General features: G+C 38.1%; 23 protein-coding genes. 15 read left to right on the top strand and 8 right to left on the bottom strand.

Going from position 1 to position 18,186, the window contains the following annotated elements; all coding sequences use genetic code 11:
• The first annotated feature begins 42 nt into the window (after positions 1-42).
• The 3 genes from KO561_RS08030 to KO561_RS08020 all read left to right on the top strand — a co-directional run bounded on the left by KO561_RS08030 (position 43) and on the right by KO561_RS08020 (position 2,138).
• Positions 43-903 (top strand): metallophosphoesterase, encoded by an 861-nt coding sequence (locus tag KO561_RS08030; protein WP_231096592.1) that lies wholly within the window; start codon positions 43-45, stop codon positions 901-903.
• 74 nt (positions 904-977) lie between these two features.
• On the top strand, positions 978-1,547 hold the full coding sequence (locus tag KO561_RS08025) for an SCO family protein (protein WP_231096591.1): 570 nt from the start codon (positions 978-980) through the stop codon (positions 1,545-1,547).
• 117 nt (positions 1,548-1,664) lie between these two features.
• Complete coding sequence (locus tag KO561_RS08020) at positions 1,665-2,138, top strand: YkyB family protein (protein ID WP_408004852.1); 474 nt, start codon at positions 1,665-1,667, stop codon at positions 2,136-2,138.
• 46 nt (positions 2,139-2,184) lie between these two features.
• On the opposite strand, the gene KO561_RS08015 is transcribed toward KO561_RS08020, so the two are convergent.
• Together KO561_RS08015 and KO561_RS08010 are read right to left on the bottom strand one after the other, a co-directional pair.
• Positions 2,185-2,550, bottom strand: a complete 366-nt coding sequence (locus tag KO561_RS08015; protein WP_231096589.1) for a hypothetical protein — start codon at positions 2,548-2,550, stop codon at positions 2,185-2,187.
• 132 nt (positions 2,551-2,682) lie between these two features.
• Complete coding sequence (locus tag KO561_RS08010) at positions 2,683-2,841, bottom strand: FbpB family small basic protein (RefSeq protein WP_408004851.1); 159 nt, start codon at positions 2,839-2,841, stop codon at positions 2,683-2,685.
• A gap of 108 nt (positions 2,842-2,949) precedes the next feature.
• Between KO561_RS08010 and KO561_RS08005 the strand changes: the two genes are divergently transcribed.
• Entirely contained in the window at positions 2,950-4,107 is a 1,158-nt protein-coding gene (locus tag KO561_RS08005; protein WP_231096587.1) for an aminotransferase A, read from the top strand.
• A 367-nt stretch (positions 4,108-4,474) separates the two neighbouring features.
• Here the strand turns inward: KO561_RS08005 and KO561_RS08000 are convergent, their stop codons facing one another.
• Complete coding sequence (locus KO561_RS08000) at positions 4,475-4,636, bottom strand: aspartyl-phosphate phosphatase Spo0E family protein (RefSeq protein WP_231096586.1); 162 nt, start codon at positions 4,634-4,636, stop codon at positions 4,475-4,477.
• Between the two features lie 76 nt (positions 4,637-4,712).
• Positions 4,713-4,892, bottom strand: coding sequence for an aspartyl-phosphate phosphatase Spo0E family protein (locus tag KO561_RS07995; protein WP_231096585.1), 180 nt, complete (start codon positions 4,890-4,892; stop codon positions 4,713-4,715).
• Positions 4,893-5,140: 248 nt separating this feature from the next.
• Between KO561_RS07995 and KO561_RS07990 the strand changes: the two genes are divergently transcribed.
• From KO561_RS07990 to KO561_RS07975, 4 genes are all read left to right on the top strand, one after another.
• Complete coding sequence (locus KO561_RS07990) at positions 5,141-5,518, top strand: PilZ domain-containing protein (protein ID WP_231096584.1); 378 nt, start codon at positions 5,141-5,143, stop codon at positions 5,516-5,518.
• Between the two features lie 295 nt (positions 5,519-5,813).
• On the top strand, positions 5,814-6,977 hold the full coding sequence (locus KO561_RS07985) for a zinc ribbon domain-containing protein (RefSeq protein ID WP_231096583.1): 1,164 nt from the start codon (positions 5,814-5,816) through the stop codon (positions 6,975-6,977).
• An 11-nt stretch (positions 6,978-6,988) separates the two neighbouring features.
• The gene (locus KO561_RS07980; protein ID WP_231096582.1) at positions 6,989-8,161 is read left to right on the top strand and encodes a S1C family serine protease; all 1,173 of its coding nucleotides are present in this window, start codon (positions 6,989-6,991) and stop codon (positions 8,159-8,161) included.
• Positions 8,162-8,412: 251 nt separating this feature from the next.
• Positions 8,413-8,925, top strand: coding sequence for a DoxX family protein (locus KO561_RS07975; protein ID WP_231096581.1), 513 nt, complete (start codon positions 8,413-8,415; stop codon positions 8,923-8,925).
• 41 nt (positions 8,926-8,966) lie between these two features.
• Here the strand turns inward: KO561_RS07975 and KO561_RS07970 are convergent, their stop codons facing one another.
• The 3 genes from KO561_RS07970 to KO561_RS07960 form a co-directional block, all read right to left on the bottom strand.
• Complete coding sequence (locus KO561_RS07970) at positions 8,967-10,928, bottom strand: EAL domain-containing protein (protein ID WP_231096580.1); 1,962 nt, start codon at positions 10,926-10,928, stop codon at positions 8,967-8,969.
• Between the two features lie 728 nt (positions 10,929-11,656).
• Positions 11,657-12,076 carry a YwpF family protein gene (locus KO561_RS07965; RefSeq protein ID WP_231096579.1) on the bottom strand — a complete coding sequence of 140 codons (420 nt, stop codon included), beginning with the start codon at positions 12,074-12,076 and terminating at the stop codon, positions 11,657-11,659.
• A gap of 29 nt (positions 12,077-12,105) precedes the next feature.
• Positions 12,106-12,438 carry a hypothetical protein gene (locus tag KO561_RS07960; RefSeq protein WP_231096578.1) on the bottom strand — a complete coding sequence of 111 codons (333 nt, stop codon included), beginning with the start codon at positions 12,436-12,438 and terminating at the stop codon, positions 12,106-12,108.
• Positions 12,439-12,575: 137 nt separating this feature from the next.
• Between KO561_RS07960 and KO561_RS07955 the strand changes: the two genes are divergently transcribed.
• The 3 genes from KO561_RS07955 (at position 12,576) to nfsA (ending at position 14,775) form a co-directional block, all read left to right on the top strand.
• On the top strand, positions 12,576-12,878 hold the full coding sequence (locus KO561_RS07955) for a YrhK family protein (protein WP_231096577.1): 303 nt from the start codon (positions 12,576-12,578) through the stop codon (positions 12,876-12,878).
• A 393-nt stretch (positions 12,879-13,271) separates the two neighbouring features.
• Positions 13,272-14,012 (top strand): hypothetical protein, encoded by a 741-nt coding sequence (locus tag KO561_RS07950; protein ID WP_231096576.1) that lies wholly within the window; start codon positions 13,272-13,274, stop codon positions 14,010-14,012.
• A 16-nt stretch (positions 14,013-14,028) separates the two neighbouring features.
• Positions 14,029-14,775, top strand: a complete 747-nt coding sequence (gene nfsA / locus KO561_RS07945) for an oxygen-insensitive NADPH nitroreductase (protein WP_231096575.1) — start codon at positions 14,029-14,031, stop codon at positions 14,773-14,775.
• 62 nt (positions 14,776-14,837) lie between these two features.
• Here the strand turns inward: nfsA and KO561_RS07940 are convergent, their stop codons facing one another.
• Positions 14,838-15,278: a hypothetical protein gene (locus KO561_RS07940; RefSeq protein ID WP_231096574.1), complete on the bottom strand. Its 441-nt coding sequence runs from the start codon at positions 15,276-15,278 to the stop codon at positions 14,838-14,840.
• Between the two features lie 386 nt (positions 15,279-15,664).
• On the opposite strand from KO561_RS07940, the gene KO561_RS07935 reads away from it, so the two are divergent.
• The 4 genes from KO561_RS07935 to spoVAE are packed head-to-tail and all read left to right on the top strand — an operon-like array spanning position 15,665 to position 17,987.
• Entirely contained in the window at positions 15,665-16,123 is a 459-nt protein-coding gene (locus tag KO561_RS07935) for a YhcN/YlaJ family sporulation lipoprotein (RefSeq protein WP_231096573.1), read from the top strand.
• Positions 16,124-16,140: 17 nt separating this feature from the next.
• The gene (spoVAC, locus tag KO561_RS07930; RefSeq protein WP_231096572.1) at positions 16,141-16,620 is read left to right on the top strand and encodes a stage V sporulation protein AC; all 480 of its coding nucleotides are present in this window, start codon (positions 16,141-16,143) and stop codon (positions 16,618-16,620) included.
• Entirely contained in the window at positions 16,620-17,621 is a 1,002-nt protein-coding gene (spoVAD, locus tag KO561_RS07925) for a stage V sporulation protein AD (protein ID WP_231096571.1), read from the top strand. Before spoVAC ends, spoVAD begins: the two co-directional genes overlap by 1 nt.
• A 15-nt stretch (positions 17,622-17,636) precedes the next feature.
• Entirely contained in the window at positions 17,637-17,987 is a 351-nt protein-coding gene (spoVAE, locus tag KO561_RS07920) for a stage V sporulation protein AE (RefSeq protein ID WP_231096570.1), read from the top strand.
• Positions 17,988-18,186: the final 199 nt, after the last annotated feature.

Here is an 18,186-nt window from a genome sequence, read left to right as displayed (position 1 = left end):
TGACACATACAAACATGTAATGTCTGATGAAAGGTTGTTCCTATGAATCGAAGAACATTCCTAAAACGATTCCTTTCTTCTACGCTTGCTTTATTAGGGCTCGGAGGAGGAACTTATTATTATGCGCATGAAATAGAACCTAAAATGTTAAAAATACATTCTGAAAAGCTTATGTCACCAAAAATACCTAATTCCTATAATGGCTTCAAGATCATTCAATTCAGTGATACGCATGTTGGGTTCCACTTTTCTCTTGAACAACTAAATCAGCTCGTACAACAAATAAATAAGTTAGAGCCAGATCTGGTCGTTTTCACTGGGGATTTAGTGGATAAGCCCCATACATATGAATGGAATCAAACGATTATTAACACCCTACAGGGGATTTCAAGTAAACAAGGCAAATATTGGATATATGGAAATCATGATCACGGTGGCTATGGCACTGAAATTGTTAAAGAAACCATGGAAGCAGCTGGTTTTATTACCCTCCAAAATAATCATACACTCATTACCAATGAACATGGAGATCAAATTGCCTTGTCGGGATTGGATGACATGATGTTAGGTAAACCAAATATCGAACAAACAGTACAAGGTATCGATGAAAGCCTCTACTCCGTTCTATTAGTACACGAACCAGATTTCGCCGATATATCGAAGGATTATCCAGTAGATGTCCAGCTTTCCGGGCATAGTCATGGTGGACAAATTCAAATACCACTGATTGGCTATCTGTACACCCCCGCTTATGCTGAAAAATATGTCGAAGGTAAATATACATTTGAAGAACGTCCTATGGAGCTATTTGTAAGTAGAGGGATTGGTACTACTCGTGTCCCTTATCGCTTTTTATGCAAACCAGAAATTACGGTTTTTACACTTAACCGGAAATCCTCGTAGGGACTTCTCCGTGTTTTCTTTTCCGGAATAAACATGTTACTATTTATCCGAAAGGCTAATGTGGAGGGTACATAATGAACTATATAAAATGGATAGGAATATTGATGATCGTTCTTCTAGTAGGATGTGGAAATAACTATGAAGGGGATTTCAGTTATGAGGTCCAATCCTTTAGCTTTGAAAACCAAGATGGCGAAACCATTACGAAAGAACAATTAGAGGGTAAGTTTTGGGTAGCCGATATGATTTTTACGAACTGCCAAACGGTTTGCCCACCAATGACTGCAAATATGGCTCGATTACAGCAAAAACTAAAAGAAGCAGATCTTGAAGTAGAACTTATATCATTTTCCGTTGATCCAGAGAATGATACAAAAGAAATATTAAAAGAATATGCTGCTGAACGAGGCGGAACCTTTAAAAATTGGAGTCTTTTGACGGGTTATTCTTTTGATACAATAAAGGAATTCTCCATAAAGTCCTTCAAGGCCCCTGTAGAGAAGGTGGCGGATTCCGACCAACGGATCCATACATACTATTTTTACTTAGTTACCCCGGAGGGAAATGCCATTAAACGCTATGATGGTCGTAAAGCCGCAGAAATGGACCAAATTGTTCAAGATATTAATTCTATGACTGATTGATCAAATCTAGTAGAAAAAGAGCCGTTTGGCTCTTTTTCTACTTCAATTCATTGAATTTTTACATAGGATTGTGTAATATATTAGAAATCTACCCCCCTACTAAGTGAAAGGAGAAGGATGATTGTGCAACAAAGAAATCAAGAGGTTCAAGATATAGCTAGAGCATTATTCATTGTCAACAAACATGCTAAAACAGCGCCTGATCCCAAATATCTCTATCAATTGAAAAAAGAAGCCATAAAAAAACTTCTTGAGGAAAAAGCTGCAACTAAAATCGGATTACATTTCTCCGACCATCCCAAATTTAGCCATCAGCACTCTACCCTACTCGTACAAATAGATGAATACTACTTCCATATCCCACCGAGCAAGGACGATTTCAAAACGTTAGACCACTTAGGAAAGTTAGATCAAAACTATCGGAATCCCAAAACTCAAATGTCCCTATCTCAAGCTAAGAAACTGCTTGCTACTTACCTAGGCTGGTCGATTGAAAAACCGAAACCTTTACGAAATCGATCCACCTACTATACCCCGTCGTCTTTAGGTAAGATGGAAAGCCCTTTTAAATCAAAGCGGTTTAAACGGTAAGAGGTATAAATTAAAAGATGTCGCCAATGTTGTCGGCATCTTTTCTTTATACTTTTTGTGTAACGGATTGCTTAGACGACTTACCAGTGGATAAAAGCAAGCGAAATAATTGAACACTACATAGAAGAAAACCAAAACTACAGAATCCGAGGATAACTTTTGCTGCATGACCAAAAGCACTTTCAGATGTCAGGATTAGAAAACTAACTGTTAAGGCCAAAACGAAAACACTACTAAGTAAAAAAGTTAGAAACTTATCCCATTGTAATAGAACCAGGATTCGTACGATTGGTTTCAAAAGAAGATAAACAATACTAATGCTAAGAAATCCCAAGATAAAATAAACAACCGATTCAGATATCCCCAATCCTGTGAACATGTCCTTTAAAAAATGAATATAAAAATCTTTCATTCTATCACCCTTTCTTTTCTAATTAGCTTTGACAAAATAAAGATGTCTTAAAACAAGGAAACAAAAAAACACTTTTCCCAGAGGAAAAGCGCTTCTTATTTGCTTGGAGGTTTTTAAATCTCTATGATATGATCATTTTGCATTCTCTTTATTTGAATCATTTGTAGAAGATTCAGCTTGACGACGACTTTCTATCTGCTCTTCAATTTCTGTCAAAGCTTTCGAATCTTTCATCAATTCTTCTTTATTTCGATTTACAAGCTCATTAAATGAAGGCTTCCGCTGTCTCACGAACATTTCTCCTTATGGTCGAATAATGGAATGCTTTCATTATACTACACGTTTTTCGATAAATATACGAAATTGTTTGAACATTTTGTAAAAATTACAGGAGGACTTATGAAACTAGCCATCAATAACCACGTAGAGAACATTGAAATATCTGGCATTCGCAAATTTTATAACATGGTATCTGGGCAGGAAAACGTTCTATCCTTAACCATTGGTCAGCCGGATTTTGAAACTCCAACACATGTAAAACAGGCTGGAATTACAGCTATCCAAGACAATCATACTGTTTATACGCCAAATGCCGGCATTTTATCTTTAAGGCAAGCCATTCATACTTTTGTTCGAGATAAATATGCCCTTACCTACTCCTCGGAAAAAGAAATTATCGTCACTGTTGGTGCCTCTCAGGCAATAGATATAACATTAAGAACGATACTGTCCCCTGGGGATGAAGTCCTTTTACCTGGACCGGTTTATCCTGGATATGAGCCACTAATCCGATTGGCAGGAGGGATTCCCGTTCATGTGGATACAACCAATCATCAATTTAAACTGACTAGAGAACTGATTAAAGAACATATAACGGATAAAACGAAATGTGTACTGCTCCCTTATCCGTCCAACCCAACGGGTGCCACTCTTTCCGAGCTAGAATTACGAGAAATAGCAGATGAGTTAAAGAATCGGGATATTTTTGTTCTATCAGATGAAATTTATAGTGAATTAGTGTATGAAGGAAAGCATTGTTCCATTGCATCCTTTCCCGGAATGCGTGATAAAACGATTGTCATCAATGGATTATCAAAATCTCATTCTATGACGGGCTGGCGAATTGGCTTTATCCTTGCTCCCGAATGGTTGGCAAGCCACCTTATTAAAGTCCACCAATATAACGTATCTTGTGCCGCTTCCGTTAGTCAGTACGCGGCATTAGAGGCCCTGTCGAACGGAATGGATGATGCAATCCCAATGAGAGAACAATATCTTCGAAGAAGAGACTATTGCTATAATAGACTAAAAAAGATGGGGTTGGAGCTGGAGTTACCTAGTGGTGCGTTCTATCTGTTCCCTAAAATTCCAACAGGCGGAAAAGCAGTATTCGATGTGGCGATTGATATAGTTGATAAAGCTCATTTAGCAGTTGTACCTGGAAGTGCATTTTCTGTATTGGGAGAAGGATATGTTCGGATCTCCTATGCTTATAGTATGGAAACACTAGAAGAAGGGTTAAATCGTCTAGAAACTTATTTTCAATCTTATCTATAGGTCGTAGAGAGGTTGGGACAAATGTTGTCTTAACCATAATATAATCCGAACTATGGTTCGAAATTTAAAGAATTCGAATCAGTTCGGATTTCTCTATTACGGTGCTTATCTCATTTTGTTGCTAATGATTATATCGTGATTGCTCGTGGTTACGGGAAGCGTAGCAGTGGATGTTTCGTGCGATGCTTATTCAAAGAAGATTTCCTTGTCCTGTGAGAACAGCACGAGGTGAAGACAGCAAAAGATTCACCTGAGTCTACTAGTAACGCTTCGAAGTAAGCTTCCTCGGCGCAAGGCAGCATTTGTCCTAGCCTAAATTCAGTTAATAAGAAAAAAACCTTTATTTTTCAATAAAGGGTCATGGCTATTATAATTTAGTTTTTTGTGCTTCATACTGATTTAAAAGCTTGTCCAGTTCTTGACTGAGATAAATCGATTCAGCACTGGTAAAACCCTTCTCCAAGGCAATCTCGGTCATTCTATTTCTAAGAAATTCTATTCTAAGTAGTAATTCTTCGACATTACTCATTTAAATACCGAGTTACCCCCTCTCTACTATGCTTATTTTACCATAGCATATATAGGTAAAACAGTATTTTCCCACATTAGCTCGGATACTTAATTCGTTGATATTGGTTAATGAGAACATCTAGCTCTTGGGAGATTTTAATCGTAGGTACACTATTCATTCCATACTTTTCTGCAATTTGAAACATTCTTTTTCTCTTTCTAACAATCTTTGCCTGTAAATCAGTATCTCCTAGTACTACACCTAAATCCTTCATTTTTCTTACCTCTTTCTTTATTTATCAAACGCTTTTGATTATGACAAACAAATATCTCGAAGTAAAGCTAATCGCAATATTAGACAAATTTTTCGGTGAAAATATGTTAACTTTTTGACAAATCGGTACTTTTGTATCATTTTTTACGAAGAACTATTTACTTCATTCATACTTTAACCGAAAATATACCTATACACGAAAAACAATGCCAGGCTATATAGATCATTAATGTATGAGAGAGGTTTTCTATGTATTATAAACGAAATGAACCTTATCGCTTCTCATTTGAGCAACCAATACCAGCGAATATTAAAACATTAACGGCTGAAGATACACCGTCTTCCACGTATCAAGTTCTTTTATTGGATGTCAGCTTAAGTGGTGTAAGGATGGAGTGCTCTACGGATATTCCGATTGAACAAAACAAACAATATATCATCGAATTTACGCTCCTTGACCAACATTGTGTCACAACAGGGGAAATTGTTTGGATGAAAGACTTGTCGAATAAATATCATTGTGGTGTACAGCTTGATACAGACGAACAGACTCAAGACCAAATTACCTCTCAACTCAAGCAATTCGTACGGAATCAGAGATTGTCGAATCGAAATGAGTCTGAGTAAAAGTACAAAAGGGAGCCTCCAAAGAGACTCCCTTTATGTATGACTGATGATCATCCATTATCAAAAATGGAGTATCCAGCGAATACAAGTAAAATTAATACGCAGATGATGGAAAACACTGTAGTCATTCTTGCACCCCCTACTTTACCTATGACAATCTTCTGTATAGTCTATCCTTAATTACCAAATTTTCAATACTTATATAGTATCAGTTAATGGGTTCTGATGGAAGTACTAGTATGTTAAACTAAAAAAGATTCACATATGTATGATCAAAAAAGAAAGCAGGTGTGGTATGCTGCATTGTCCATACTGCGGAAATAAGGTGCAAGCAGAAGAATCCTTTTGTTTTCATTGTGGACGAGAGTTGCCGCAAGATCTTTTTACCCGCTCTCAAAGAAGTAAAAAAGAACGGAATAAAAGATGGTTTCCCCCACTAATTACGTTAAGTATAATAATCTTGGTCACTGGCGTTGTATTTCTTTTTACCTACCATCAAGAATCGAAAGCACTTGAGGCATATGAAGAAGGTCATCAGAAAGCACTAGAAGGCCAATATAAAGACGCACAAAAACTGTTTAATGAGGCAATAGATCGAAAACAAAAATTCCCGGCAGCTTCCATTAGTCTTGAATTTACGAAAGCGGCACAAGATGTCGAGGAAAAATTACTACTTGCCAAGAATTATTCAAACGACCAAAAGTTTCAGGAGTCTCTAACCATTCTTCAAGAAGCAGAAAAATTAATCAAAAACTATAATGGAAAAGTCGTAAATCAGTTGATTAGCACCATCTCTTCTTATCGTAAGGCTGTTCAATATGATTCACTAACGTTTGAAATGGACCAGAATCCATCCTATGAAACATTAAAAAATTTGCTCTGGAAAGCAGAAGAAATACAAACAGAAGAAGCGAAGGAAATCGCAGAAAAAATCCAGGAACAAATTATATCCTATGCCTATTCTACCGCTACTAAGCAGTTACAGGATAAACATTTTACAGATGCAAGAGCCGTCGTAAACGATGCGCTAAAATATGCTCCAGAGTCTGAAAAACTATTAAGCTTAAAAACAACGATTGAGAAAGAAAAAATAGCGTTTGAAACTTCTCAGGAAGCGCGAATCGAACAAGCGCTTACTGCCGCTGAAGAGGAAAAAGAAAAGAATAAGGAAGATGCCGTTGAACTAGTCGAGGTTCATATTAAACCAGATAACCAAGGAAACCTAGTTGTTTCTGGTAGGATAAAAAGTGTGGCAACTGTTCCGATAAATTCTGTAGCTGTGGAATATGAGTTACTCAACAGCAAAAACGAAACCATTGCTACAAATGACTTATATACGTTCCCAGAAACTGTTTATCCGGATGAAGAGGCTCAATTTGAATTCACCCACTACGACATAAAGGAAAAACCGGCGTCCATTAAAATCAAAATAAAAAAAATTAAATGGTTTATAGACTAGTATAGAATGAGGTGAGTACAATCCGCTTCAAAGGTAAATTACCTATTTTTTTGTCCATTGCTTTTCTTTGTATCACAGCTATTGGTCTCTCCTTCTACTTCAAAAGCTGGTCGAACCAAACACTCACCATAGAAGAACCAATGGTTACGAAAATCGAATCTACAAATACGAAGGTTAACTTGCAATCTATTGTCCACGAGGCGCAAAAAAACGTCATGCAGATAGAAACAGTTACGGAAACGGGAGAAAGGATCGGCTCGGGCTTTTTATATAATGAATTGGGAGATATTATCACCAACGCCCATGTGGTAAAGGACGCTTCTTCTATTTATGTAAAAACGTCCAATGCTGAAGTGTACACAGCTGCACTAGTCGGAATTGGAGATAATACAGATATTGCCGTCATTCGCGTTCCTCAGCTTTCAAACCGGACGCCGGCTAAGATAAGTACAAGCTACCAAGCCGAAATCGGAAAGAACATCATCGCGGTCGGTAGTCCGCTCGGCTTCCAAAACTCTGTATCTTTAGGAATTATTTCAGGAACCAACCGAACCTTTGAAATCGATGGCTTCCAATATGAAAACGTCTATCAAATTTCAGCGGATATTACGAACGGAAATAGTGGTGGACCTTTAATAGATAGAGAAACTGGAACAGTGGTTGCGATTAATTCCGCTGGCTCCAATGAAGGGAACATCGGATTTAGCATCCCTTTAAACACGGTAATGGAAAAAATTGAACAATGGTCAAAGAACGCGAATGAACAAGACTTAAATTATGATAGTCTCGCACAGGAAGCTCAATCTGTTGATGCTGATCAAATGAAAGAAGACGCTTCCTATATCATCGGTTACTTCTTTGATAGTCTTTCCATACGAGATTTCATCAATGCCTATACCCTGTTAGGAAGTGAGCTACAGGCTGAAATAAGCTATCCTAACTTCCGTGAACAATTTATGTATATGAAAGAAACGACTGTAAAAGAAACGGAAACTAACTTTGATCCAGACAATAATCGAGCAGTGGTCTCTTCTACTGTGGTCCATGAAACAAAAGAGCCTGACAAGAAATTAAACGAACTAACCATAAACTATCGTTTTCGAATTGGCTATGAAAATGACCAGTTGAAAATCATATCCATGGAAAAGGAAATACTAGAAACAGAAACACTACAAGCATCATAAGGGGTTAAGACAGTTGACGGAACGTCAGCTGTCTTTATTTTTCTATCCACCGTTAATCACTGTCACGATTTAGACAAAACTTTGTTTCTATATTGTGAACTGTTGAACAAACTTATTTTCATTTGAATCGCTTGTGATATGATGAACATGTAGTAAGAAACACAAGATATCTTGTCGGACCACTTGTGAAATGATGAACAATATGAACGACTTGGCAATCGCCGAGTATAAAAACTTAAGGAGTGAATAACATGTTTGTAGAATTTATTCGTAATAATAAAGTTGTAGCTGGCATCTTAACTTTTCTTAGAGTATATTTAGGATATCAATGGGTAACCGGCGGTTGGGGCAAAATTACAGGTGGATTTGATGCAACTGGATTCCTTCAAGGCGCTGTAAGTCAAGCAACCGGAGACCACCCTGCTGTACAACCATGGTGGGCAGCTTTCCTAGAAACGGTTGCTATTCCGAACGCTGAACTCTTTACTTTCCTAGTAATGTGGGGAGAATTCTTAGTTGGTATTGCTCTTATCTTAGGAATTTTCACAAACTTTGCAGCTTTAATGGGAATTATCATGAACTTCGCCTTCCTTTTCAGTGGAACGGTAAGCACCAACGGACAAATGATCCTATTAACCATATTTATACTAGTTGCAGGGTACAACGCAGGTCGTTACGGCTTAGACAGATGGGTCATCCCATTCTTAAAAGCACACAATCCGATTGAAACAAGACGCCACAAAAAAGAAATTGCAACAGTATAAAGTAATAAAAGATGGCTGGAGCCTATGCTCCAGCCACTTTGTTATTGATATTCACATAAAAGATGCGTTACTTTTTCCAATGGCAAAGGCTTTGAAAAAAAGTAGCCTTGAATCTCATCACATCGTTCCTGTTTTAGAAAGTTCAGCTGTTCTTCTGTCTCTACCCCTTCTGCAATCACTTTCATCTGTAAAGAGTGGGACATATGAATAATAGACTTCACGATGGCCAAGTTTTGCTTTTGTTCACTGTTAAGGAAAATTCGATCGATTTTTAATTTGGTAACAGGAAATACACTTAAATATTTCAAAGAGGAATAACCGGTTCCAAAATCATCAATGGACACACGTACACCGATTTCACGAAGCCCTTTCAATGTATCCAAGATGGACTCTTCGTGAGCCATGGCTATCGTCTCCGTTATCTCAAGCTCCAAGTATTTTGGATCTAACCCTGTTTCTTCTAGAATCTGAGCAACACGCCCAACCAGGTTTTTTTGATGAAATTGTTTTACAGATAAGTTTACTCCAACCACAACAGGAGCGAATCCTTGCTCTTGCCAACGTTTATTTTGTTTACATGCCTCTCGAAGTACCCAGTCCCCTAATTCGATAATAAACCCTGATTTCTCTGCTAACGGGATAAATCGACTTGGGGGAATATAACCTGATTTTGGGTGCTTCCAACGAAGAAGTGCTTCCATCCCAACAATTCGATTAGAGTCCACTTCTTTTTGTGGTTGATAGTGCAATTCAAATTGACTCTCACTTAACGCTCTTCTTAATTCCGTCTCCATTGTCAGAGCTTGTTTAAATCGAGCTGAAATCGATGGATCAAACTCCCGGTAATGATTTCTCTGTTTATCCTTACTGACATACATTGCTGAATCAGCATATTTAATGAGATCATTAGGAGCTTTTCCGTGGTCCGGATAAAAACTAATCCCAACACTAATAGATGTAAAGATTTCATGGTCATCTAATACAATAGATGGCTCAAAAGCTTTTATTAACTTTTCAGCAAAGTTTTTGGCAACTTGTTTACTTTGGAAATGTCGGAGTAGAAGAATAAATTCATCCCCGTTCATTCTTGCTAAGAACATCGAGGAATCCAGTAAAGATCGCAACCGGTCTCCAAAGGCTTTTAAGAACTTGTCCCCAAACTTATAACCAAGTGTATCGTTAATTTGTTTAAAGTAGTCAATATCTATAAAAAATACTGCAACCTTTTCCTTGTGGTTTTCCGCGTAAGCAATGGAATCAGCAAGAATTCTGGAAAAGTAATGTTGGTTTGGTAAGTCTGTTAGTTCATCATAGTAAGATATAAATTCCATTCTTTGCTCACTTTTGACGACGTCTGTAATATCACGAACGAATGCCGTTTGAATCACTTGGTCTTGCACTGGATAGTGCTGAACAAGCAGTTCAATATGTATAGGTACTCCATCCTTCCTTTTTCCCATCATTTGGATGGCTGTGTTTGGATAAATAGAAAAACTTCTATCACTAGCATGCTTTTCCATCCATAAGTCATAAAAGGAAAGTTGCTTCATTTCTTCTATGGTGTATCCAAATATCCGTGCGAATGATTGATCACAATCTAAGATGCGATGTTCATCATATAAAACGAGACCCTCTTGACTCAACGTGTACATTTGATTCAAATGATGTTTCATCGTAGCTGTTTGCTGATGGAGAGAAGATGGTATCAATAATACCAAATACATGTTGTATTCGTTCACATAACTCGTTTTGACCTCTACACGAGCGTCATCTTTAGTGTTCACGCTAAAAGAGGTGCTCATACGAGCGGATATCTTAATATGATCCATATCTAATATCGTATCTTGCACAGTTGCATGTGAAGTAGAAACACCTAACAGTTCATAGGCCATCTTACTTCCATTTATGATTTCTCCTGATACACCAATAAACATAACGGCATCCTGTATATGATCAATGAGCCATTGATGCATAGGAAGGTCTTCCCTACGAGTAAAAGACATATTGTTTTCTCCTATCCTTTATCTGTTCTGTATGTACAAGATAAAGTTTTCTAGTGCTGATGATTTCCGGTATTTATATCTTTCGACATGAAGATGCAAAATCCCTTCAAAAGTTCTGAAAACGGTTCCTCTAACAGCGTTCATTATATCAAATCTTGGCGAAGTTGGTTGATTTTACCACAGACCGGCCGAAAATTCAGGAAATAGAACAAAAGCTCGGGGCGCCCGGTATAAAGATTACAGACTAATACCGTCCTGTGCGGACAACGTCTGCAGACCCCTTGTCGGGGCCACGTACGGATTGCGCCAGGCCATACCAGGTGGTTCGAGTTACTGCTCAGGAGCGGCGGTTTTAATCGAACATTCTTACGTCGGTGATAAAGGGAAACATGCCCCTACAAGGGGTATGCCAATGTTGGGCTCAGGAGCCCTGGTTTAGTTGGCTCTCCTCAATTATCAAAGGTTAAGGAAATTCGACTAACGTCGAACAGTTATCGTACAGATGAGGGAAGTCTCGCTAGTTGCTGGGCGCGTTAGGAAGCGGATAGGGCTCCGTAAGTGACGGAACTTGTCACTGTAGAAGAACCGCTTAGACGTGCGTATCTAGCCCGCGCAGCTGGACTGGATCTGGACGTGGCTATTGCAGTATGTTTATCCACTCCAGGCAAATTTTATAATTTGCTATAATATAAATAAAGAACCCATTTTCTCAAGGGAAAATGAGTCTTCTAATCGTGAGCCAGTTCTTTAAATTTTTCTAATAAAGCTGTTCCTTCATAGCCTTCCTCTATTAATTGCTTTAATTTCCTTTCCATATCTCCTTGCTTTCGATCAACGATGGTTCCCATTAAAAGCACATTCATATAGTTATCGATGTAGTTTAAACCAATGATGGATACTAAAAAGGTCGCTGGTTGATTGGACTCTTTCGTAATTTTCACTTGAACCATCAATTTTTTATCTTCCAAATCCATTAGTTCATCAAAATATTCGTAATAGGATCTGTCTAAATAAGCTTCAAGAATCCACTGATTGTTCTCATCCTCCCGGTTTATAATAAGTCCATCTAACAACGGAATATTTTTGGTGACAACCTGTTTGTTTGATTCTTCCAATATATCGAAGGATATTAATTTGAATGTTTTCATTTGAATCTACCTCTTAACTCGACTAATTTTTATTGACTAACCCTCAAATCAATAAATTCACATAAATCTCCAACCGTTTTAAATTGCTCCATTTCGTCCGGTCTATAAGTGAATGCATCAAGACTCCAATACTGTAACAACTCATCGAAGGTAGCTATAAATCGACGGGAATCTCCTTTATATAATTCACATAAAGAGGACTCCGTAGTTAAGAAATCATCTGGATACTGCTCATAATTGGAGTACTTATTGACAAAGTTCACAACCGTTAGAAAGACTTCATACTCCAATCCTTTGTTCCACGACATCGCCTGGAGGAGTTTTTTTGTCTTATTAATTTCGAAGTCAATAATTTCACCCATACATGCAGCTCCTTTCTACTTCTATTATGCCATATTTTTCAAGCGAATTCGACCGTTTTGGAAAATAGAACTTTTTTCCTTGGAAAAGGTTAGTTCTAATTCATTTGTGTTATACACATAAAGAAGGAGGCAATAAGATGAATCAGAAGCAAAAAAAGGAACAAGAGAGTATCATTAATATAGGAAATTTTGATATATTCTTTAAGAAGCCATATCAGGTTTTATATAATCTGAATGACTTTCTTATTTCCATTTGGTTTTTAATCGGAAGTATTATGTTTTTGTTTGAGGAATGGAAACATGTTGGTATCTGGTTATTCATTATAGGGAGTGGACAACTGGCGATCCGACCAACTATTCGTATCATCCATCAGATTCATTTGAAGAGACATATAGAAAAACAAAAGCGCAGGCGCCCGGGGTTAAGGATTACAGACTAAGACCGTCCTTTGCGGACAACGTCTGCAGACCCCTTGCCAGGGCCACGTACGGACTGCGCCTGGCCATGCCAGGTGGTTCGACTTGCCGCTCAGGAGCGGCGGTTTTAATCGAACATTCTTACGTCGGAGATAAAGGAAACATACCCCTTCATAGGGGTATGCCAACGTTGGGCACATAGCCCGGTTTTAGTTGGCCATCCTTAATCCTCAAAGGTTAAGGAAATTCGACTAACGTCGAACAGTTATCATACAGAGGTGAGGGAAGTCTCGCAAGTTGCTGGGCGCTGGAGCTGGACGTGGCTATTGTAGTATGTTATTCACACCAGGAAAATTTTATAATTCCTGGTAAACCAAAACAAAACCAATAACGGTTTCAGGACAGGGGATGTTGTATTGAAACGATTCATCGTTTTCGTTTTTATATTTTTTATTGTTTTACTCACTGCTTGTTCTTCCGATAAGGAGGAAGCTGCCGTAACAAAAGAAACGATTGCAACAGGATCGACTGTTAATGAAGAGCCTGTATTAGAAGAAAGAACGGAGAATTCGGATGAAGAGAAAAAAATGTACTTAGAATTCACCATTCCTAATGAACAAGTTACCATAAACCTTGATTATGTACCGATACTAGACCAATATTTACAAGGATTAGAAGATAAGCAGCAGGCGATCCAACAAATGGAGCTGATGAAAATGGAAGTTCCAGAAATGCAACCTTATTACTTGTTGGAGTTTTCTTGCTACGAAAATCGATGCTCTTACATGCTTCTAGATCAGTCTGAGGAAGGACGTTCTTTTCTATTAACAGACATGGCCAAGTTCAAACAATCATCCATATCCCCGGAAAAGACGATGATGATGCTTTTATTTGAACGGCAAGAGTCAAAAAAAGAAAAACAGATTTCTACACATAAAGTGATGGTGTTTGATTTACAGGAATGGAAACCTGTACCCATAGAGTCTGAAGACTATCCGTTAGATTATACTTTGCCAATCCAACAAGCCTCATGGGTTGATAATGAGAGAATTAAGCTTTCGTTAGCGGACTTCACTCAACTAGAAAATCCATCAACAGAAGGTTGGTTTCAGTCTGAAAAACCGGTAAAACAAATTGAAATTAACCTAAACAACTAAAAATGGAGATGATTTCATGAACGAGACTATTCAAACCATACTTGGACATCGCTCCATCCGTAAATTTAAGGATCGTCCATTATCAGAAGAAGAGATAAGCGTCATAGTGGAGGCTGCTAGCCGAGCATCTACTTCCAGCTTTATGATGGCCTATTCTATCATTGGAGTGGATGATTTGGACATCAAGACACAGTTGGCTCAAGTATCTGGTCAGCCTTATGTGGAACAAAACGGACATCTATTCGTATTCTGTGCTGATTTAAATAAAGTAAGCCACCTATCATCGCCAGAGGAAAAACAGCTAATAGAAGAAAATTTAGAGAACACAGAGCACTTTTTAGTTTCTACTATTGATGCGGCATTAGCTGCACAAAACGCTTGTCTGGCTGCTGAGGCAATTGGATTAGGAGCTGTATTTATCGGGAGTCTACGCAATAACATTGAAAAAGTGGACCGATTACTGGAACTACCTAAACATGTTATTCCGCTGTTTGGCCTCGCGGTTGGTGAACCAAACCATGACCCACAGCTAAAACCAAGATTCCCTATGGAAGCCTACTATTTTAAGAATAAATACACAGATGCCTCCTCTCTTACCAATGTGATAGAACAATTTGATGACGAGGTTAAAGATTATTACAAAAATCGTCCCGCTAATAAAAGATTGGATGAATGGTCTAATCAAATGATTCGTAAGCTATCTAGCCCTATTCGCACCGATGTTACCCCTTTCGTCCAGTCAAAAGGCTTTAATAAGAGATAAAATTAAAACAGCTATGATTTTCCATAGCTGTTTTTTCATAAGAAGGGTAGATTTTCGCCAACCTATTTAAAAGTAATCTCCCGTTTTTCCTCTATATTGATTAATTCATCGTTCACGTAAAATTGCCCATGGATGAAAATGGTGTGGGTTCCCTCTTCAAGTGGTTCAAAGTATTTTGGGTCCCGGGCATATTTGTCCCCAGGATCCATCTTCCTACTTACAGGACTACCTGTAAAATCATGATCATTTCGGTCAATGGAAATAGAAATTAAAGGGGTTCGATGAAGGATTTCAACTTCTGCTTCTCCTTTGTATTCTAAAGCACGTAATACTTGAAAGCCCTTTTCATTTTGCTCAATTCGAACATGCAATACAAAATCTTCTACTTGCTTGGAAACTTTTACTGGTTCGACCAACTTGGCATTGGTAATTTGACTTATTCCGATAAATGTAATCAATCCTACTACAATGATGCTTATTATAATTATCCTCTTTCGAATCAAAGGGATGCCCTCTCCTTTCCAACCTGATCTAGAAAGCAATTATGACGAGGTTTACTTCTTTCTATATCGTTCCTCCGTCCAAATCATTTTCCGGCTGTACTTTTTAGAACAAAGCTGTTAGAACGATTAAGTTTTCATTACAACTATTGCAGTGAAGTAAAAAAAATCGAATATTGTTTTTATATGTAGATACATCTTTATAATAACTTTACTTTATAGACGAATAAACACTGGAAAAAGTTTCATATTTTTTCCCAAAAACGAAAATTTTTGATTTGTTTTTTGTATCTTTTTGGAAATTCTAAAGTAGCATAAAGTTTTTTCAGCTAGCAAAAGCTATCAAAGGAAATAAACTTCATGAAACTACAAAATAGATGGTGATAAAAATGAAACATTTGTTGGCCATAGCTCTTTTAAGCCTTACGTTGGTTGGCTGTAATCAACAAGAAGATAATCGCATCCAATCCCAAGGGACTAATATAGATTTCACAAAAGTTACGAATAAGGATGCACCAGTAAGTCAGTCCATTGCCACTCAAGCTAAGAAGACTATTCTGGAAAACGAAGAGGTCACTGCGGTAAGAGGAATTAATACATCTGAAAAAGTTTTGTTGGCCTTTAAAGTAAAACAATTTGATTCATTTAGAGAGACGAAATTAGAAGATGAATTGAAAAATAAGTTGGAGAAGGCTTTTCCCGAAAAAAAAATATTCGTTTCCTCGGATGAAAAAATATTTATAGAGCTAGATCAACTAGAAAAGGAAATTCAAAACAAAGATATGAATGAGGATGAATTAAAGAAAGATTTTAAAACGATTCAAGACTTATTGAACGATGAAGCATAACAAGAGGGGTTTACAGTATGTCTAATAAGAAAAAACAAAAAACATCACTAAATCAACAGCAATATCAATCATTTGCTAAACAAAAAGAAATTCCACGACCAGTCGTGCAAAATTGTATGAAAGCTTTTTTAGTAGGTGGAACCATTTGTTTTATTGGACAACTCATCTCCACCTTCTATATACATTTCTTCAAATTCACAGAACAAAATGTAGGAAATCCGACGGTTGCAACCATCATTTTTATAACGATGCTCCTCACAGGTTTCGGAGTATATGATCGAATCGCACAGTTTGCAGGAGCGGGTTCAGCTGTGCCAGTATCAGGATTTGGTAACTCCGTTATTTCTGCTGCCATTGAACATCGAACAGAAGGATTTGTTCTAGGGGTAGGCGGAAATATGTTCAAATTAGCTGGTTCCGTCATCCTTGTTGGGGTATTTTCTGCATTCATCATAGCTCTCGTTAAAACTCTGCTCATCCAATGGGGGGTTATTTAATGTTAACAGGACAAAGCACATGGACCTTTGATAATAAGCCTGTGATCATATCAACAGGTGCTGTTGGGGGACCATTTGAAGCGAATGGGAATATAAAAGACGACTTTGATTACTTATATGATGATCTTTGGATGAATCAAGATTCTTTTGAAAAAGCACATAAAGTCTTGCTGGAGAAGGCTAGTCAAACAGCACTTGATAAGGCAGGTGTTTCAAAAGAGGACGTTCAATTCTTTCTTGGTGGAGATTTAATCAACCAGATAACACCGACTAGTTTTGCAGCACGCACGTTAGGAATTCCTTACTTTGGTTTGTTCGGTGCTTGCTCCACTTCTATGGAAGGCTTGGCATTAAGTGCTCTTATGATTAATAGTCAGGCTGCTAATTACGTGCTAACAGGTGCCTCCAGTCACAATGCTGCAGTTGAGAAACAGTTTCGGTATCCAACAGAATATGGTGCCCAAAAACCTCCCACTTCTCAGTGGACCGTTACAGGCGGAGGTGCTGCATTGTTGAGTCAAAAGGGAGATGGTCCGAAGGTAACCTCCGCAACCATCGGAAAAGTGGTAGACCAAGGACTAACTGATCCAATGAACATGGGCGGCGCCATGGCGCCAGCAGCTGTAGATACGATTGAAACGCATTTAGCGGATCGAGGGATAGATGCTTCTTACTATGATCTCATTATAACAGGAGATTTAGCTCATATTGGTCGAGATATTGCACTTGGACTATTTGAGAAAAACGGAACCAATATAGATCCCAATTCCTTTGTAGACTGTGGTTTAACGATTTATAAAGAAGAACAATCTGTACAAGCAGGTGGCAGCGGAGCAGCCTGCTCAGCTGTCGCAACCTATGGCCATTTTGTGAATCGACTGAAGGACGGCGATTTAAAGAAAATTCTCGTTGTAGCAACAGGGGCGCTGCTTTCTCCTATGTCCGCTCAACAAAAAGAATCCATTCCGTGCATTGCACACGCCGTGTCCATTGAACATTAGAAAGGAGGATGACAAATGACTTTTTTATGGGCATTCATAGTCGGTGGGCTGTTTTGTGTGATCGGCCAGATTATGTTTGATGTATTTAAGTTAACTCCTGGACATACGTTATGTACACTTGTAGTCTTCGGGGGATTGATGGATGCTTTCGGTTGGTACGAACCCCTTATCGATTTTGCAGGGGCAGGCGCTACGGTACCAATCACAAGTTTTGGAAACTCTTTAGTCCATGGCGCGATGGAAGCGGCGGAACAGCACGGGATTATCGGTGTATTAACAGGTATGTTCCAGATTACGAGTGCTGGTATAACATCCGCCATTGTATTTGGTATGATAGGAGCTATTTTATTTAAGCCGAAAGGGTAAATGGGTAGAATTAATCTCAAGCACACCAATGTTTAGCTAGTGTGAAAAGCCTCAAAGTAGGCTTTTCCAGTCTGGCTTTTAAAATGAAATCGGAACAGGTTTTGTATCCTCTAAAGATTGCATCAGACCTCAAGTATTTCCTTTAACACAAGTCGGTAAAGGAAACTGATAGAAAAAGTAAAACCTTTGATCCAATCAT

Origin of the sequence: Radiobacillus kanasensis (genome assembly GCF_021049245.1) — a bacterium.
GTDB lineage: Bacteria > Bacillota > Bacilli > Bacillales > Amphibacillaceae > Radiobacillus > Radiobacillus kanasensis.
This window is presented reverse-complemented; position numbering and strand designations above follow the sequence as displayed.